Origin of the sequence: Ralstonia pickettii, from assembly GCF_016466415.2 — a bacterium.
Taxonomy (GTDB): domain Bacteria; phylum Pseudomonadota; class Gammaproteobacteria; order Burkholderiales; family Burkholderiaceae; genus Ralstonia; species Ralstonia pickettii.
In genome coordinates this window covers 1238993-1257283 of record NZ_CP066771.1, presented here as the reverse complement: position 1 = coordinate 1257283, position 18291 = coordinate 1238993, and the positions used below count along the sequence as shown (strand labels likewise).

The following is an 18291-nucleotide window of genomic DNA, read 5'->3' as shown; positions in this document are numbered from 1 at the left end:
GTCAGGCTCCAGCTGCCGCGTGGGCGGTCGAAGGTTCAGGGGCGCGTTCGATGGTGTCGTTGCGATTGCCGCGGCGGCGCGTCCAGGCTTGCAGCAGGTTGATCACCAGCAGCAGCGTGAACGAGATGCCGAGCATGACGACGGCAATGGCCGTGGCGCCCGCGTAGTCGAACTGCTCCAGCTTCGAATAGATCATGAGCGGCGTGATCTCGGAGACCATCGGCATGTTGCCGGCGATGAAGATGACCGAGCCGTACTCGCCCGTGGCACGCGCAAACGCCAGCGCGAAACCGGTCAGCAATGCAGGCAGCAAGGTCGGCAGGATCACGCGAATGAAGGTCTGCCAGCGCGTGGCACCCAGGCTGGCAGCGGCCTCTTCCAGTTCGGTCTCCAGATCTTCGAGCACCGGCTGCACCGTGCGCACGACAAACGGCAAGCCGATGAACGTGAGCGCCACCACGATGCCCAGCGGTGTGAACGCGACCTTCAGCCCCAGCGGTTCCAGCCGCGAGCCAATCCAGCCATTCGGTGCATACAACGCGGTCAGCGCAATGCCGGCCACCGCAGTCGGCAGCGCAAACGGCAGGTCGACCAGCGCATCGATCAACCGCTTGCCCGGAAAGCGGTAGCGCACCAGCACCCACGCCACGATCAGCCCGAAGACAAGGTTGATTACCGCAGCGATCAGCGATGCGCCAAAGGTCAGCTTGTACGACGCCACCACGCGCGGTGCGGTGACTGTCGTCCAGAATGCGTCCCAGGTCATGGTGAACGTCTTGAGGACGGTTGCCGACAGCGGGATCAGGACGATCAGCGCGAGGTATAGGAGCGAGAACCCCAGCGCCAGCCCGAACCCCGGGAGCACGTTGGCGGGCTTACGCCGCTTGGGGAGAGAAAACGCGGAAGACAGGCTCATCAGCGCACCGATAAAAATGGCCGCAGCGCACAACACTGCGGCCGATCTGCAGATGAACCGATTGTGGCGGACTGTTCTTATGACGAAAACGAATATTTGCGCATGTGCATCACCGTTTTAGATATAAGGGGTGCTCGGTAAGACATCCCATTGCGCTTGCCAGTCGGCGCCGTCGCGGGTGGTGTCCTGTGCACTTGCTCTGCCGATCAGGCGATCGAGCACTGCCAAGCCGTCGTTCCAATTACCGAGATTCGAATCTGCGTTGATATGGCCGGCCTCGCCAGCGTCAATGAACTCGGTGCCCCACCGCGCGGCCCAGTCGATGGCGCTGCCTTGCGGCATCCAGGGGTCGTTTCGACTGGCGATAAGGGTGGCTGGGAACGGCAGCGTGCGGCCCGGGAGCAGATCCCGCACACCAAATTTGTCCGGATCGGCAGGCGCGACGAGCAACACCGCCGCCACGGCTTCCTTGGTCTGCACCGCCCAATGCAACGATGCCAGGCAGCCAAAGCTGTGCGCGACCAGAATCACAGGGCGCTTGCTGCGCGTGGGCGGACGCTCTGCAAGCGCCGCTCGCACCGCTTCGCCTACACGGGCGGACCAGCGCGGCAAGTCGGGCGTTGACCAATCGGCCTGCTCCACCCGGCGCCACGCCGGGAAGCGCTGCTCCCACCGTGTCTGCCAGTGACCCGGGCCACTGCCATGCAAACCGGGAACGGTCAGGATGACGGCGTCTGCCGGCCATTGCCAGACAGGTGCGTCCGATGTGGTTGCGGGTGCGCTGCGTGCCATGAGGTCGTGCTCACTGCGTCAGAGAAAGGCCGGTGGCGCTTTGCTGCTGTTGCACCAGCGGGGCCTGCGCCATCGGCACCACCTGTGGCGTGGGCGCAGGTTCCGGCTCCGATTCCGCGCCGGGCAGGATGCTGCCCTGCACATACGTGATACCCGCTGCGCGTGCCAGTTCCAGGTCGCTTGGGCGCTCGCAACGCCGCAAGGCCAGCGTCACGCCCAGCTCACGTGCGGAATCGGCCAGCGACACCACGTTTCGTGTACGCCAGTCGCGCCGTGCATCGAGCTTCAGATAGGCGGGCCGGGCATGCACGAGCAGCGCGCCGGCTTCCGCCGGGTCCGATGCCTGCACCGCCACGGCAAAACCGTTGCGCCGGTAGTTATCGACCACAAACAGCAGCAGCCCCAGATCGTCATTGGCTGTGGATGGCACCTGGATGACGAATTGCTCCGGGTGCAGCCCCAGCACCGTCACCGCACGGTGGAATGCCTTGCCGTGGTCGGCCGCCACCGCCGCCAGCAACCGGCCATGCACATTGACGACCAGTCGCCTCGCATCGGTGCGCGAGAAATAGTTGAGCGTATGCACCAGCCGGCACAGGCGGTCCAGTTCGACCAGCGTGCTGTCATCCGACGCCAGCGAAAACACCTTCCACGGGTTCAGGCCCAGATCGCCGTCGCGCGTCCAGGTGCGCATCAGGGCTTCGTGGCCCGCAGGGGTCAAGGCGCCATCGGCGGCAAGCTGCCAGACCGGTTCGAACAGGCTGGTGAGCGCGCAGTGGAAGAACTGACCCTGCACGCGGCCCGTGGCATCACGCCACAAGTGGCGATCTGGCGCGGGCGCGCTCGGCAGCGTACCGAGAAATTGTGCGAGTGCTGTGGTGTGCATCAGGCTCATGGGTGAGGCTCCTTGTCGGGTCGCCGTCTCCTCCCCGTCCTTACAGTTTGGCGATCGAGACTTCAGTCGCCTTCACCAGCGCAACCACTTCGCTGCCGATCTTCAGGCCGAGGCTGTCGACCGAGCGCGTGGTGATGACCGAGGTGACGATGCCGGCCGGGGTCTCCACGTCGATCTCCGAGAGCACGTCGCCCCGGATGATCTCTTTGATCTGCCCGCGAAACTGGTTGCGTACGTTAATCGCTTGGATGCTCATGATGTTCCTTCTTAGATGACAACGGCACTACGTGCCAATGAATGTTTTCAGGAGAAAGGTTTGCAGCGCCTTACACGGCCCAGCGCACGGATGTGGCGGACACGTCAAAGGGTGATGCCCACGCCGTGTGCGAACGCACATCGGTCAGTTCGTCCGGATCGCTCTTGCGTTGCATCACGCGGTTGAGGATCGCTTCTTCCAGCCGCGCAAACGCGGGCGAGCCGCGATGGCGCGGACGCGGCAGATCGACGCGCTCATCCAGCGCAATGCGGCCGTCTTCGATCAGCACCACACGGTCGGCCAGCGCCACCGCCTCGGCCACGTCGTGCGTGACGAGCACGGCGGTAAAGCCCAGGCGTTGCCACAGGCCTTCGATGAGGTTCTGCATGTCGATGCGGGTCAGCGCATCAAGCGCGCCCAGCGGCTCGTCCAGCAGCAGCAGGCGCGGTCGATGCACCAGCGCACGCGCCAATGCCACGCGCTGGCGCTGTCCGCCTGACAGGCGTGCCGGCCATTCCCCTGCCCGCTCGGCCAGTCCGACTTGCGCAAGCACTTCAGCGGCTTGCGCACGCTGTGTTTTCGGCAAGCCCAGCGCGACGTTGTCGAGCACTTTCTTCCACGGCAACAGACGGGCGTCCTGGAACATCACGCGGGCATCGTCGTGCAGGCCGTCTTCGGCTTCACCGTCGCGACGCAGGTGGCCGTCGTCAATGCCTTCCAGCCCGGCAATCAACCGCAGCAGCGTGCTCTTGCCGCAGCCGCTGCGCCCGACGATGACGACAAACTCGCCCGGGGTGATGTCCAGATCGATGCCGTGCAGCACTTCACGGTCGCCATAGCGTTTGACGACGTGCTCGATGTGCAAGGCGGTACCGGCCAGCGCGGCGTGTTCAGTGGCGTTGCTTTGCATACGTCTCTCCAATTCAGCCTCAGGCGGCCGCTTGATATCCGGGGTGCCAGCGCAGCCAGTAACGTTCCAGCCCGCGCGACAACCAATCCGCCAGCTTGCCGAGCAGCGCATACAGCAGGATGCCCAGCAGCACCACATCGGTCTGCAGGAACTCGCGCGCATTCATCGTCATGTAGCCGATGCCGGCCTGCGCAGACACCGTTTCCGCCACGATCAGCGTCACCCACATCAGGCCGAGCGAGAAACGCACGCCCACCAGGATCTGCGGCAGCGCACCGGGCAGGATCACCTCCCGATACAACTGCGCACGCGACAGGCCGTAGCTGCGGGCCATCTCCACCAGGGCCGGATCGACAGAGCGGATGCCGTGATACGTGTTCAGATAAATCGGGAAGAACACGCCCAGCGATACCAGGAACAGCTTGGCCGATTCATCGATGCCGAACCACAGGATCACCAGCGGAATCAACGCCAGCACCGGGATGTTGCGCACCATCTGCAGCGTGGTGTCGAGCAGCGTCTCGGCGGTGCGGAAGGTGCCGGTCAGCAGCCCCAGCGCCAGACCCAGCGAGCCGCCGATCACAAAGCCCAGCAGCGCGCGCCATGTGCTCACGGCCACGTGCGTCCACAGCTCGCCAGAGCGCGCCAGGGCAACGGCGGATTTCGCCACGTCCAGCGGTGCCGGCAGGATGCGGTTCGACAGCCAGCCCCATTGGGCAGAGGCCTGCCACAGCACCAGCAGCACAAGCGGCACGATCCACGGCGCCAATCGTTGCCGGGCGGTACGCAGGAAGGTGTTTGCCTTCGATTTCGGTTTGGATTGCGATGCCATTGCCCTGCTCCTTTCGGCTCAGCTTGCCGCCACGCGCGGCACGATACCGGTGGCGATCACTTCGCCAAACGGGCCGTTCAGCACGTTGCCCGGCAGCTTGTCGCGCACCGAGCGCGGCAGCAGCGGGAACACCAGTTCGGCAAAGCGATAGGCCTCTTCCAGATGCGGATAGCCGGACAGCACGAACGTATCGATCCCCAGGTCGGCATATTCCTTCATGCGCGCGGCCACGGTTTGCGGGTCGCCCACGAGCGCCGTGCCGGCACCGCCGCGCACCAGGCCCACACCTGCCCACAGGTTCGGGCTGATCTCCAGATCGGCACGCGTGCGTTTGACGCCGTTGGCGTGCAGCGCGGCCATGCGTTGCTGGCCGGCCGAATCCATCTTGCGGAAAGCCTCTTGCGCGCGCGCAACGGTGTCGTCGTCCAGCTTGCTGATGAGCTTGTCTGCGGCAGCCCAGGCTTCGTCTTCCGTCTCGCGCACGATCACGTGCAGGCGGATACCGAAGCGCACGGTACGGCCATGCTTGGCAGCGCGCGCCCGCACGTCGGCCAGCTTCTCGGCCACCGCAGCGGGCGGCTCGCCCCAGGTGAGATAGGTGTCGACCTGTTCGGCCGCGAGTTCGTGCGCCGCTTCCGACGAGCCACCGAAATACACCGGCGGATGCGGCCGCTGCACGGGCGGATACAGCACCTTCGCGCCCTTCACGCTGAGGTGCTTGCCGGTGTAATCGAGCGCGGCGCCTTCGTGGCTTGCCGCCAGCGTTTCGCGCCAGATGCGGATGAACTCTTCCGAGGCTTCATAACGTTGTGCGTGATCCAGGAACAGGCCATCGCCAGCCAGCTCCGCCGGGTCACCACCCGTAACAAGGTTCACCAGCAAGCGGCCATTCGACAGACGGTCGTACGTGGCGGCCATGCGCGCGGCCAGCGTCGGCGCCATCAGCCCGGGGCGCACCGCCACCAGGAAACGCAGGCGCTTCGTGACCGGAATCAGGCTCGCGGCCACGATCCACGGGTCTTCGCACGAGCGGCCGGTGGGAATCAGCACGCCCTCGTAGCCGAGCGTATCGGCGGCCACGGCCACCTGCTGCAGATAGGTGTGATCGACCTGGCGTGCGCCCTCGGCAGTGCCGAGATAGCGGCTGTCGCCGTGCGTCGGGATGAACCAGAAAACTTGCATGACAGCTCCTTGGACTGTGTTGTTCTCAGATCAACGCAACAACTCAAGCGCGGGCAATGGCCAGTTGCGCCGGGGTCGGGTGCCAGACCAGTTCGATCGGCTTGACCGGGCGCGGAATCAGCCCCAACCCGTGAAATGCATCGGCCACGCGCTGCTGCTCGGCCACCGCTTCCGGCGTGACCGGCCGCACCGGCGAAGGCGGCCGGCGCGACAGGAACAGATGCACCGTCGCCAGCGACAGCCCGGAGAAGTCCGCAATGCGCTGCGCGGCTTCCTTTCGGTTCTCCTGCACGAGGCGGTCGGCGCGCGACAGCTCCGCAAAGATGGCGGCGATGGTGTCGCCGTGCTTTTCCGTAAAGGCCGTCGGCGCGAAATAGAACGAGTTGTTGGACGACAGCGTGCGCCCGGTGGCCAGCACGCGCGGTTTGATCGCGAGTTCCGTTGCGGCGTAATACGGATCCCAGATGCCCCAGGCGTCGACGCTGCCGCGCTCGAAGGCGGCACGTGCATCAGCCGGCGTCAGATACACGGGCTGGATGTCGGCAAAGCTCAGCCCGCCCTTCTGCAGGCCCCGCACGATCAGGAAATGCGCGCTCGAACCCTTCTGCAGTGCCACACGCTTGCCTTTCAGGTCGGCCAGCGTCTTGAGCGTCGAATCCTGCTGCACGAGGATGGCCGAGCTGTCCGGCTTGGGCGGCTCCACGCCCACGTAGCGCAGGTCCTTGCCGGCCGCCTGCGCGAACACCGGCGGCGTATCGCCCGTGATGGCGAGGTCGAGACTGCCCGCAGACAACGCTTCGAGCTGCTGCGGCCCGGCCGGAAACTCCAGCCAGCTGATCTTGATACCCGGAAAGCGCTGCTCCAGCGCCCGGTTCTCTTTGACGATGACGAGGTTGACCGCGCTCTTCTGGAAACCGATGCGCAGTTGCGCCGGCGGCGTCACCTTGGGCAGGCCGCCAGCCGCGGGGCTGGCGGTAGCGGCATTGGCGGCATGCGCAACCGGCCCAAGCGTGGCCAGCGATGCGCCGGCAACGGTAGCGCTAAGCAGGCGGCGGCGTTGGAAATCGATGGTCATGGCAATCAGCGTGCTGCCTGTTGCGTCGTGGGCTGCCACGCAGAGTCGGCCACCTTGACGGGGCGTGGGATCAACTTGAGCGCGTGGAACGTATCGGCAATGCGCTGCTGGTCAGCCAGGGCCTCGGGCCCGACGGGCTGGATGCCATAGGCAATGCGCGACACCGAACGCGCCACCACGGCCGGCTCCAGGCCGAGCTGCGGGCCAAGAATGTTCGTCACGTCCTTCGGGTTGGCAGCAGCCCAGGTATCGGTCTTCTTCAGTTCGTCGAGCACGATGTTCAGCACATCGGGCCGCGCGCCCGCATAGCCCTTCGACGCCAGGAAGTACTGCGAGTTGTTGACCACGCCCGTGCCGTCGGCCAGCACGCGCGCGCCCAGCTGCTGTTCGGCCGCGGCAAAGAACGGATCCCAGATCACCCAGGCGTCGATGGCGCCGCGCTCGAAGGCGGCACGCGCATCGGCGGGCGTGAGGTACACAGGCTGGATATCGCTGTAAGGCACGTTGGCCTTTTCCAGCAGCTTCACCAGCAGGTAATGCACGTTCGAGCCCTTGTTGAAGGCAACGCGCTTGCCCTTGAGATCGGCCACGCTCTTGAGCGGCGAGTTCTTCGGCACAATGATCGCCTCGCCGGCCGGCGCGGGCGGCTGGTTGCCGACATAGACGAGGTGCGCCCCGGCAGCCAGCGCGAAGATCGTCGGTGCTTCACCCGTGGTGCCGAAATCGATGGCGCCCACGTTCAGGCCTTCCAGCAGCTGCGGGCCGGCCGGAAACTCGGTCCACTTCACTTCGATGCCCTGGGCGGCCAGACGCTTTTCCAACGTGCCGCGCGCCTTGAGCACCGTCAGCGTGCCGTACTTCTGATAGCCGATGCGCAGTTGCTTGGCTGCGGTCGGGGGCGGGGCATCGCTGTTGGCAAATGCGGCGGGCGCGCCAAGCGTTGCAAGCAGCGTGGCGGCAATGGTCAAAGTCCTGCGCAGGGGCGAGTGGGTTTTCATGGCAAGTTCGATCGATGCGGGGTGTATGGGCGACACGATTCGCGCGCAGCGGCTGCGCGGCGTGACAACAACGGAAAAATCCAGCGAGCGTGTGTGTACGGCGGCGCGTTCAGCGCATCACGCCAGACATCGCATTCGTTCTTCGTCGGCGGCCTGGAACGTGGCACGCACCGCGGTGCGGCTTGAAACGATGACCTGCGCCACGGCCGGATGCCGTGCCAGCGCCAGTGCCTGGTGCACGCGCTCCACGCCGTCATCCAGGCGCTGCTGCAGCGATGGGTCGACGGTCACGCCGTCATCGGTCACAACGATCTGCGAGTCGACAGCAAAGATGCCGGGCAGGATCGAGCGCGCCGCCAGCGCCGTCAGTACGGGGCGCAGCGCGTAGTCGATTGCCAGCGTGTGGGCGAGGCTGCCGCCAGTGGCAATCGGCAGCACGACCTTGTCGCGCAGCCCGCTCTGCGGCAGCAGATCGAGAAACGTCTTGAGCAGCCCGCTGTAGGCCGCCTTGTAGACCGGCGTGGCAAGAATCACCACGCCCGCCGCTTCCACCCGCGCCACCGCATCGGCGATGGCGGGGTCGGACACCTGCGCGCCCAGCAGCGCGTCGGCTGGCAGGCTGCGCAGGTCCAGGTGGTCCGCCTGCTCGCCGGCGCGCTCGAGCTGCGCACGCACGTGGCCCAGCAGGCGCGCAGATCGCGATTGCGCCGAAGGGCTGCCGGAAATCGTCAGGATTTGCATGATGCGGATCACCCGATGTCGTTACGTCGCTTGGGGCCTTACTTGCCCGGTTGATAGAGCTGGTCAAACTGCCCACCGTCGGCAAAGTGCGTCTTCTGCGCCTTCTGCCAGCCGCCGAACGTGTCGTCGATGGTCACGAGCTTCACCTTCGGGAATTCGCTCTCGTGCTTCTTGGCCACGGCCGGATCGGTCGGGCGATAGAAGTTCTTCGCACCGATCTCCTGGCCTTGCGGCGTGTACAGGAACTTGAGATACGCCTCCGCGGCCTTGCGCGTGCCCTTCTTGTCGGCCACCTTGTCGACCACCGCCACCGGCGGCTCGGCCAGGATGGAAATCGACGGCACCACCACGTCAAACTTGTCCTTGCCTTCCACGCGCGCCGCCAGCAGCGCCTCGTCTTCCCACGCGATCAGCACATCGCCGATACCGCGCTCGGTAAAGGTGGTGGTCGCACCGCGCGCGCCCGAATCGAGCACCGGCACGTTCTTGTAGAGCTTCTGGACAAAGTCCTTGGCGGTGGCGTCCGAACCGCCCGGCTGCTTCAGCGCATAGGCCCAGGCGGCCAGGTAATTCCAGCGTGCCCCGCCGGAGGTCTTCGGGTTGGGCGTGATGACGGCGATGCCCGGCTTGATCAGGTCATTCCAGTCCTTGATGCCCTTTGGGTTGCCCTTGCGCACCAGGAACACGATGGTCGACGTGTACGGCGAGGCGTTGTGCGGCAGGCGCTTCTGCCAGTCCTTGCCGGTCAGGCCCTTCTCGGCGATCGCGTCGATGTCGTAGCCCAGCGCCAGCGTCACCACATCGGCATCCAGCCCGTCGATCACGGAGCGGGCCTGCTTGCCCGAACCGCCATGCGAAGCGCGCAGGGTGATGTCCTCACCCGTTTCGGCCTTCCACTTCTTGGCGAATTCGGTGTTGATTTCCTTGTACAGCTCGCGCGTCGGGTCGTACGACACATTCAGCAGTGTCGTTGCCGCATGCGCACCCACGGTTCCCCCCGCCACGATGGCAGCCGCTGTAGCACGTACAAGCGTGTTGAAAACAAACTTGCGAATCATCTTGCAGGCTCCGTTTCTGATCTCTGATGGATTTGGAATAGGAGCAAGACTACCGAGCGGGTCTTGTACGGGGAACGAATGGTTTCAGGGAATGTTCATCGTTTTTTGCATAAAGGCGGGGTTGGGGCTGCGCGGATGCGGGGCAAAGGGCTTTGTGCGGGGGGGCTGGCGCGGCGATTGAGGGTCAAACGCTCGGTGTTGGATGTCGGAGACCCGCGCTTGGGCTTTGGACTGCGGGACTTCGGGGGTTTTGGGTGGAGTTTGAGTCTTGGAGGGTGGCGTTCGAGCCTTGGAGGGTGGCGCTCGGGTCTTGGAGGGTGGAGTTCGGGTCTTGGAGGGTGGAGGTTTAGGGGTTTCGGGCGGGGCCTGAGTTTTGGGGTCACGGGGGCAGTGTTAGGGGCTGTCAGGATTTCCGTGTTCGGGGCGGTTTTTTTGTTGGTGGTGCATCTCTTGTTTCATCCCCTGCCGGGGCTGACTCACTTTCTTTGTCTTGCCAAAGAAAGTAAGCAAAGAAAGGCGCGCCCGAGATGGCGACCCACCCCTTGAATTTCTGTCGCAGAGAGGGGAAGGGAAAAACTCGCTTCGCTCAGACAGTTTCCCTTCCTTTTTCCTCTCTGCAACAGAAATTCAAGGCGCCATCTAGGGCAAGGTACGGCCACACCATCGAAGCACAACCGCAGTAGTGGGATGTGCGGCAAGACGCGAGGCAAAGCAGTAAGAACAGGTTGAGATAGCGAGCGAAGCGAAGCAGTACACCGCAAGAAACGAAACTCCGACAGGACACGCAAACCACCGGTTTGGTCGTTGACGTTCCTGCCCTAGATGGCGCCTTCAATTTTCGTAAGCGGGCGGAAAAAAGGCGGGGAACTGTTTGAGCGCAGCGAGTTTTCCCCGACTCCGCCCGGTTACGAAAATTGAAGGAGTCTTTCGCCATCTCGGCGCGCCTTTCTTTGCTTACTTTCTTTGGCAAGACAAAGAAAGTGAGTCGCCCCCGGCAGGGGGTGAAACAAGGGATGCACCAAAAACAAAGAACAAAAAAAAACCGCTCTGGCGAACCCAGAGCGGTTTTTCGAAGCGCTGACGTAGCGTCAGTGCACAACCCTCTCAAACGAAAACTGCCCATCCCGATAATCCACCGGCACCACATCCTTAGGCGCGAACTTGCCCTCCAGGATCATCCGCGCCACCGGATTCTCAATCTGCTGCTGGATCGCCCGCTTCAACGGCCGTGCCCCAAACACCGGGTCGTAACCCGCAGAGGCCAGCTTGGCCACCGCTTCGTCGCTGATCTCCAGCGCCAGGTCCATGTGCGCTAGGCGTGCCGACAAGCGCTTGAGCTGGATCCGCGCGATCGATTCGATGTTGCGTTGGTCCAGCGCGTGGAACACCACCACCTCGTCGATCCGGTTCAGGAACTCGGGGCGGAAATGCGTCTTCACTTCCTGCCACACGGCACCCTTGATCACGTCCGCCGGTTCGGTCGCCATCTGCTGGATGAGCTGCGAGCCGAGGTTCGACGTCATCACGATCACCGTGTTCTTGAAGTCCACCGTGCGGCCCTGGCCGTCGGTCAGGCGACCATCGTCCAGCACTTGCAGCAGCACGTTGAAGACGTCCGGGTGCGCCTTCTCCACTTCATCGAGCAGCACCACGCTGTACGGCTTGCGACGCACGGCTTCGGTCAGGTAACCACCTTCCTCGTAGCCGACATAGCCCGGCGGCGCGCCAATCAGGCGGCTCACGGAATGCTTCTCCATGAACTCGCTCATGTCGATGCGGATGAGGTGCTCTTCCGAATCAAACAGGAAGCCGGCCAGCGCCTTGCACAGCTCGGTCTTGCCGACGCCCGTCGGACCCAGGAACAGGAACGAGCCATAGGGCTTGTTCTCGTCCGCAATGCCGGCGCGTGAGCGGCGGATGGCATCCGACACCAGACGCACGGCTTCGTCCTGGCCGACCACGCGTTCGTGCAGGCGGTCTTCCATCTTCAGCAGCTTCTCGCGCTCGCCGGTCATCATCTTCGCCACGGGGATGCCCGTGGCGCGGCTGACGACTTCGGCAATCTCTTCCGCGCCCACCTGCGTGCGCAGCAGCTTGTTCGGCTGCTTCTGGCCGGCAGACTCGGCAGCGGTGGCGGCCTTCAGCTTGCCTTCCAGCTCGGGCAGCTTGCCGTATTGCAGTTCGGCCACTTTCTCGAGCTTGCCTTCGCGCTGCAGCTTGGTGATCTCCAGCTTGATCTTGTCGATCTCTTCCTTGAGCGCAGCCGCACCTTGCGCCGCGCCCTTCTCGGCCTTCCAGATTTCATCCAGATCAGCGTATTCCTTCTGCAGACGCTCGATTTCCTGCTCGATCAGCTCCAGGCGCTTCTGCGATGCCTCGTCGGTTTCCTTCTTGACGGCTTCGCGCTCGATCTTGAGCTGGATCAGGCGGCGGTCGAGCTTGTCCATCGCCTCGGGCTTCGAGTCGATTTCCATTTTGATGCGCGCCGCAGCCTCGTCGATCAGGTCGATGGCCTTGTCCGGCAGGAAGCGATCGGTGATGTAGCGGTGGCTGAGTTCAGCCGCGGCCACGATCGCCGGGTCGGTAATCTCCACACCGTGGTGCAGTTCGTACTTCTCCTGCAAGCCACGCAGGATGGCGATGGTTGCCTCCACGGTCGGCTCGCCCACGAGCACCTTCTGGAAGCGGCGCTCCAGCGCGGCGTCCTTCTCGATGTACTTGCGGTATTCATCCAGCGTGGTCGCGCCGATGCAATGCAGCTCGCCGCGCGCAAGCGCCGGCTTGAGCATGTTGCCGGCATCCATCGCGCCTTCGGCCTTGCCCGCGCCCACCATCGTGTGGATTTCGTCGATGAAGAGAATGGTCCGGCCCTCTTCCTTGGCGATGTCGTTGAGCACCGCCTTCAGGCGTTCCTCGAACTCGCCGCGGTACTTGGCACCGGCCAGCAGGCCTGCCATGTCAAGCACCAGCACGCGCTTGTTCTTCAGGCTTTCAGGCACCTCTTCATTGACGATGCGCTGCGCCAGGCCTTCGACGATGGCCGTCTTGCCCACGCCCGGCTCGCCGATCAGCACCGGGTTGTTCTTGGTGCGGCGCTGCAGAATCTGGATGGCACGGCGGATCTCATCATCGCGGCCGATGACGGGGTCGAGCTTGCCGATCCGGGCCATCTCGGTGAGGTCGATGGTGTACTTCTTGAGCGCTTCACGCTGGCTCTCGGCCTCGGCGCTGCCGACGGTCTGGCCGCCGCGCACGGCGTCGATGGCGGCTTCGAGCGGCTTGCGCGACAGGCCGTGCTCGCGCGCAATGCGGCCGGCCTCGCCCTTGTCGTCAGCGGCGGCCAGTAGGAACAGCTCGCTGGCGATGAACTGGTCGCCGCGCTTGATGCCTTCCTTCTCGGTTTGCTGCAGCAGGTTGCCCAGATCACGGCCGACCTGCACCTGTTCGCCACCCTGCACCTGCGGCAGATGCTTGATGGCACGGTCCAGCGCCGTGTCGAGGGCGCCGGTATTGACGCCCGCACGGGCCAGCAGGTTCTTGGTGGCCCCATCCGGCTGGCGCAGCATGGCCAGCAGCAGGTGGACCGGTTCGATGTACGGATTGTCGTTGCCCAGCGCCAGGCTCTGCGCGTCTGCCAGCGCTTCCTGGAAGCGGGTGGTCAATTTGTCCAAACGCATTAAAAACCCCTTGCGGAAAATGTTTCACTGCTCCGAAAGATAGGGAGCTTCGGTGGCATTTCAAGCCAGTAAACGCGGGTTTTGATGCAGATTTGCGCCAGAACAAACGGCGGCGCGCCTGCTGGCCACGCCGCCGCCCCAAGTGCTTCAAAACCGTCCTGGCTATCGCATCAGTTGGGCACCGATACCGTCGCCACACCGCCCGACACGCTCACCGAGATGCGGTCGCCCGCAGCCGGTGTGCTGGTGAAGTTCGGCAAGTTGGCCGCGTTGATGGCCGGTGCAGCACCGGGCGTGCCACCGCGCGGGGTGGTGCGCACCACCTGCGAAGGCGGCAGCGGCGTGCCGTTCTTCAGGTTCGCGTACATGGCGTCCAGCGCGCGCTGCTCATACAGCACCAGCGGCACGAACAACGTGTCGTAGCCGGGCACCAGGTCGATGAAGCCGTCGAAATGCTGCGCGTTCATCACCTCGATGTACGACAGCTTGCTCGAGCCACCCTCCACCTTGGCATTCAACCCCAGATACGGCCGCGAACCATGGTTGACCGGCAGCAGCGCGTCGTTGCGGCCCTGCACGATCAGCGCCGGCTTGCCCTGCAGGTTGCCGGTACGCAGCGTCTGCCGGATGCCGGCCTGCAGCGATTGCGAAGCCGCATCGGCGCCCGTCAGCAGGTTGCGCAGGCACAGCGCGCCATCGAGGTTGGCGGCTTGCGTGCCGGTGGAGTCGACCGACTGGTTGCTCCGCATCGGGCCACCTTGGGCGTTGTTGTTGACGAGCTGCACGCCCGAAGTGGGCGGAATGCCGTTGCCAACCGCCGCCATCTGCGCGAGCGCCGTGGCGTTCACCGCCGTCGGATGGAACGATGTGTCGGTCGCCGCAAAACTCAGCCCGCACAGGTTGTCGGTCACGCTGGCGCGAGAAAGCGCGTTGCCAAACGTGGTCGACACCGATGGGTCGATCTCGTAGAACGACATCGACGCGTGCACGAGGTCCGATTCGGGCTCCCAGCCATAGGTGCGCATCTTTTGCAGGGCTTCGTCAGCCTGGGCCGCCGCCGTGGTGGACGTGAGCAGCCCGGCCGCCTTGAGCGCGGCGCAGCGGTTTGCCTGGGCGCCTGCCGGGAACGTCGTGAGGCTGCCAAAGAACGCCTGCGCCGGCGCCGTGGCAACGCTCGCAGACGACGCCGCGCACAGCCGGAACACGTTGGCGTAGCTCACGTAGTCAAACAGCGGTTTGCCGGTCGTCGGCAGTGTCGTGCCGCCGCGCACCACCTGCACACCGGTGTTGGGCGGCAGGTTCAGGCCGGGCTCGCCGACGGCCACCCCGTCGATCCACCCGCCGGTGTCCTGCTCGGCCGCCGCGATGGCTGCGCCGCCGCCGTTGGAGATGCTCGACGCGATGACGATGGTGTTGTCCGGACGCACCGGCAGCGCGCTGCCGACGAGCGCACCGCTGGCCCCCGCGATCTTGTCGTTGATCGCCCAGAACGCGAACTGCACGGCCTGCAGCGTGAACAGGCCCCAATCCTTTTCAGGGTTGCGCTGCGAATGCGCGTGCTTGAACGCCAGCCGGTTCGGCGTGGCCGTGTTGAAGGCGGCGAGCTGGCTGCTGGTGAGCGGCGCGGCAAAGTGCGCGTTCGACCCGGCTGCGCTGCGCGTGGTGCGCGTGCCGTCCTGCAGGGCGACGGTGTCGGTGGCCAGATCGTGCGGGCCGGCGCCGGTGCCCTTGTCGGTATAGGCGACGGCGCACTTGCGTTTGAGGCCCCACTCGCCGGTGGAAATCGCGCCATAGATGCCGCGCGAGCCCGACGAGGTGGCGGTGATGATGCAGGGGTTGTTGACGTCGAAGCTGTCCGGAATCTGCACGAGCAGCACGACGTTCTGCTGCCCTGTGCCGTCGTCGGAGTACGTCACGTATTCGGTGCCGGGGATCATGCCGGAGCCCTGCGTGACGTTGCCGCTGGCATCGACGTTCGGGCCATAGAGCGTGCCGTAGCCGCCCTTGGCCGCCGTGTCGACCAGCGCACGGTAGTTGGCGTAGATCGCCAGGCGGCGCAGCTCGGCTGCCGTGGGCGCCGTGGGGTTGGCGATGGTCGGCGCGGTGGCCGAAGCCAGGCCGCTTGCGCCCAGGCCAGCGGTCAGCAGGTCGTCGGATACGCCGTCGTACCGGTTGATGGTCACCTTGCCGGCAAAGGCCGGCTTGGTATTGCCCGGCACGTTGTTGCCATCATTGCTGCCGCCGCAGGCGCTTAGCACGCCGCAGCCGGCCAGCAGCACGGCACCGGCGGCGATCAGGTTGCTTGGTGAGACGTGCCGTCGCAGGCGCGCCGTTCGGGTTGGTTTCATTGCGTCTCCTTCTCGTTATGGTTGGAACAACACAAAGCAACCCGCGGCGGCCTTCGATACTGCACGTCCCTACGCCACCGCAGGCACTACCAGTATGTGAACCAAACTTCTCATTTGCAACTCAACTCGCGCGATCGGCCTTGCGATCAACTGAACGTGCGCACCGTCCAGAGACCGAGCATCGTGAGGAACAGCGAGCCGCCCAGGTGCGCCACGATGTGCAGCGCGCCCATCAGGTGGTCGCCGGCCAGGATGTTGGCGACGACCTCGCTGGAAAACGTCGAGAACGTCGTCAGCCCGCCCAGAAAACCGGTGATGACCAGCAAACGCCACTCCGGCGGCAGCCCCGCGTGCGTATCGAAAAATCCGACCGCGATGCCGATCAGATAGCCACCCACAAGATTGGCTGCCAGCGTGCCGTACGGCAAGGCCGGATTGATGGCGTTCAACAAGACGGCGAGCGCCCAACGCAACCAGGCTCCCAGTGCAGCACCCACCCCAACTGCCAGAAAGCCCATTCCGCTCATGCGGTCGCGTCCTTGTTATTCGTAGTCGTTGGGTTGCGCCGATGCGCCGGGCTGATCAGCCGTGCTTGAGGCGGCGTTGTTGCTGGCAATGCCCCAGCGGGCGAGCGCCTTGTCGTCGGTGACACGCGCGTCGACCCAGCGCGCGCCTTCGGGCGTCTGTTCCTTCTTCCAGAACGGCGCCTCGCTCTTGAGGTAATCCATGATGAATTCGCACGCGGCAAAGGACTCGCCGCGGTGCTTGGACGCAACCGCCACCAGCACGATCTGGTCTTGCGGCTTGAGCTTGCCAACGCGGTGGATGACCAGTGCGTCGATCAATTCCCAGCGCTGCATGGCCGCGCTCACGATGTCAGCCAGCGCCTTTTCGGTCATGCCGGGATAGTGCTCCAGCTCCATCTCGGACACACCGGTGCCGTCGTTGATGTCGCGCACGGTGCCGATGAAGCTGGCCACCGCGCCAATGTTCGGGCGGCCGGCGCGGAGCGCTGCAATCTCGGCGCCGAGGTCGAAGTCGGCTTCCTGCACGCGGACGGACATGGTCGGTCTCCTCCGCTCAACCGCCAGTCACGGGCGGGAAGAAGGCCACTTCGCAGCCGTCGTGCACGGCGGTATCGGCCGGCACGATCTGGTGGTCGACCGCCATGCGCAGCGCACGGCCTTCGGCCAGGGTTTCGCCCCAGACCGGACCGCGCTGCGCCAGCCAGCGGCGCACATCGCCGACGGTGCGCACGGCTTCCGGCACGACCACCTGCTCCTGCGAGGTTCCGAGTTGTTCACGCACGCTGGCAAAGAAACGAAGCTCGATCTGCATGGCCATCGCTCCTTACACCAGGCCTGCAAACGGCAGGAAGCTGACAACATCGCCCGGCGCAATCGGCTGGTTTGGCGGGTTGTCGATCAGGCCATCGCCCCACACGGTGGAGGTCAGCACGCCCGAGCTTTGATTGGGGAACAGGTCCAGCCCGCCGCCCGCGTTGATGCGCGCGCGCAGAAACTCGTTGCGGCGATCGCCCTTGGGCAATGCAAAATCGGCGCGCATCGGGATGCGCTTGGGGGCCACGTCTTGCACGCCCTGCAGACGAAGGATGAACGGCCGCACGAACAGCAGGAAGGTGACGAAGCTCGACACCGGGTTGCCCGGCAGGCCAATGAAAAACGCGGTGGGGCCACCGACCATGCCTTCGGGCCGGCGCACCTCGCCAAAGGCCAGCGGCTTGCCCGGCTTGATGGCGATCTGCCATAGGTTCAGGCGTCCTTCGGCTTCCACGGCGGGCTTGATGTGGTCTTCTTCGCCCACCGACACGCCCCCGGAGGTGATGATGAGGTCGTGCGCCTCGGCCGCTTCGCGCAGCGTGTCGCGCGTGGCCTGCAGCGTGTCGGGCACGATGCCGAAATCGGTGATGTCGCAACCGAGGTTTTCCAGCAGCGCGCGCAGCGTGAAGCGGTTGGAGTTGTAGATGGCGCCGGGCTTGAGCGGCTCGCCGGGCATGGCAAGTTCGTCGCCGGTAAAGAACACGGCCACGCGCGGGCGGCGCACGACGTGCAGATTGGCGCAGCCGACCGAAGCGGCCAGGCCAAGTTGCTGCGGGCCAAGGCGCGTGCCGCGCGGCAGGATCTCGGCGCCGTCGGCAATGTCCTCGCCGGCGCGGCGGATCCACTCGCCCGATTCAGGTACGTGGTCAATGGTGACGGTGCCCGAGTCCGGGTCAGCCTTGCATTGCTCCTGCATGACCACCGCATCGGCGCCCGGCGGGATCAGCGCGCCGGTAAAGATACGCGCCGCCTCGCCTGCATTCAGCGGCTGGCCGACATGACCGGCGGGAATGCGCTGCGCCACCTTCAGGCGCGTGCCCGGCGCGGTAATGTCGGCGGCGCGCACGGCGTATCCGTCCATTTGCGTGTTGTCGGCCGGCGGCACGTTCAAGCTGCTGCGCACGGCCTGCGCGAGAACGCGCCCATTGGCGTGCAACGTCGACACGGTTTCGGTCTCGTGCAAGGCGCGCACTGCGGCAAGCAGTTGCGACAGCGCCGCATCGAGCGTCAGCAAGGACGGTTTGACGGCGGGAGCATCGTTGGCGGACATG

General features: G+C 65.0%; 17 protein-coding genes. All 17 read right to left on the bottom strand.

Annotated features, from left to right (window positions below; genetic code table 11):
• Nucleotide 1: 1 nt before the first annotated feature.
• Nucleotides 2-916 carry a sulfate ABC transporter permease subunit CysT gene (gene cysT / locus RP6297_RS05975; RefSeq protein WP_009238293.1) on the bottom strand — a complete coding sequence of 305 codons (915 nt, stop codon included), beginning with the start codon at nucleotides 914-916 and terminating at the stop codon, nucleotides 2-4.
• 117 nt (nucleotides 917-1033) lie between these two features.
• A complete protein-coding gene (locus RP6297_RS05970) occupies nucleotides 1034-1708 on the bottom strand; it encodes an RBBP9/YdeN family alpha/beta hydrolase (RefSeq protein ID WP_009238294.1) in 675 nt (224 codons plus the stop codon).
• 10 nt (nucleotides 1709-1718) lie between these two features.
• Nucleotides 1719-2603: an EAL domain-containing protein gene (locus tag RP6297_RS05965; protein WP_009238295.1), complete on the bottom strand. Its 885-nt coding sequence runs from the start codon at nucleotides 2601-2603 to the stop codon at nucleotides 1719-1721.
• A gap of 40 nt (nucleotides 2604-2643) precedes the next feature.
• Entirely contained in the window at nucleotides 2644-2859 is a 216-nt protein-coding gene (locus RP6297_RS05960; protein WP_004626558.1) for a TOBE domain-containing protein, read from the bottom strand.
• Nucleotides 2860-2929: 70 nt separating this feature from the next.
• Entirely contained in the window at nucleotides 2930-3769 is an 840-nt protein-coding gene (locus RP6297_RS05955; RefSeq protein WP_009238296.1) for an ATP-binding cassette domain-containing protein, read from the bottom strand.
• Between the two features lie 19 nt (nucleotides 3770-3788).
• Nucleotides 3789-4601, bottom strand: coding sequence for an aliphatic sulfonate ABC transporter permease SsuC (gene ssuC / locus RP6297_RS05950; RefSeq protein WP_009238297.1), 813 nt, complete (start codon nucleotides 4599-4601; stop codon nucleotides 3789-3791).
• 18 nt (nucleotides 4602-4619) lie between these two features.
• Nucleotides 4620-5783 carry an FMNH2-dependent alkanesulfonate monooxygenase gene (ssuD, locus tag RP6297_RS05945; protein ID WP_009238298.1) on the bottom strand — a complete coding sequence of 388 codons (1164 nt, stop codon included), beginning with the start codon at nucleotides 5781-5783 and terminating at the stop codon, nucleotides 4620-4622.
• A 43-nt stretch (nucleotides 5784-5826) separates the two neighbouring features.
• Nucleotides 5827-6858, bottom strand: coding sequence for a sulfonate ABC transporter substrate-binding protein (locus RP6297_RS05940; protein WP_009238299.1), 1032 nt, complete (start codon nucleotides 6856-6858; stop codon nucleotides 5827-5829).
• Between the two features lie 5 nt (nucleotides 6859-6863).
• Nucleotides 6864-7856: a sulfonate ABC transporter substrate-binding protein gene (locus RP6297_RS05935; RefSeq protein ID WP_009238300.1), complete on the bottom strand. Its 993-nt coding sequence runs from the start codon at nucleotides 7854-7856 to the stop codon at nucleotides 6864-6866.
• Nucleotides 7857-7973: 117 nt separating this feature from the next.
• Complete coding sequence (gene ssuE / locus RP6297_RS05930; RefSeq protein ID WP_009238301.1) at nucleotides 7974-8597, bottom strand: NADPH-dependent FMN reductase; 624 nt, start codon at nucleotides 8595-8597, stop codon at nucleotides 7974-7976.
• 38 nt (nucleotides 8598-8635) lie between these two features.
• On the bottom strand, nucleotides 8636-9655 hold the full coding sequence (locus RP6297_RS05925; RefSeq protein ID WP_009238302.1) for a sulfate ABC transporter substrate-binding protein: 1020 nt from the start codon (nucleotides 9653-9655) through the stop codon (nucleotides 8636-8638).
• Between the two features lie 1088 nt (nucleotides 9656-10743).
• The gene (gene clpB, locus RP6297_RS05920) at nucleotides 10744-13332 is read right to left on the bottom strand and encodes an ATP-dependent chaperone ClpB (RefSeq protein ID WP_009238304.1); all 2589 of its coding nucleotides are present in this window, start codon (nucleotides 13330-13332) and stop codon (nucleotides 10744-10746) included.
• Nucleotides 13333-13502: 170 nt separating this feature from the next.
• The gene (locus RP6297_RS05915; RefSeq protein WP_009238305.1) at nucleotides 13503-15680 is read right to left on the bottom strand and encodes a 3-hydroxybutyrate oligomer hydrolase family protein; all 2178 of its coding nucleotides are present in this window, start codon (nucleotides 15678-15680) and stop codon (nucleotides 13503-13505) included.
• 146 nt (nucleotides 15681-15826) lie between these two features.
• Nucleotides 15827-16207, bottom strand: a complete 381-nt coding sequence (crcB, locus tag RP6297_RS05910; RefSeq protein WP_009238306.1) for a fluoride efflux transporter CrcB — start codon at nucleotides 16205-16207, stop codon at nucleotides 15827-15829.
• A 15-nt stretch (nucleotides 16208-16222) separates the two neighbouring features.
• Nucleotides 16223-16744 carry a molybdenum cofactor biosynthesis protein MoaE gene (locus RP6297_RS05905; RefSeq protein ID WP_009238307.1) on the bottom strand — a complete coding sequence of 174 codons (522 nt, stop codon included), beginning with the start codon at nucleotides 16742-16744 and terminating at the stop codon, nucleotides 16223-16225.
• Nucleotides 16745-16760: 16 nt separating this feature from the next.
• Entirely contained in the window at nucleotides 16761-17018 is a 258-nt protein-coding gene (gene moaD, locus RP6297_RS05900; protein WP_009238308.1) for a molybdopterin converting factor subunit 1, read from the bottom strand.
• A 12-nt stretch (nucleotides 17019-17030) separates the two neighbouring features.
• On the bottom strand, nucleotides 17031-18290 hold the full coding sequence (locus RP6297_RS05895) for a molybdopterin molybdotransferase MoeA (protein WP_009238309.1): 1260 nt from the start codon (nucleotides 18288-18290) through the stop codon (nucleotides 17031-17033).
• Nucleotide 18291: the final 1 nt, after the last annotated feature.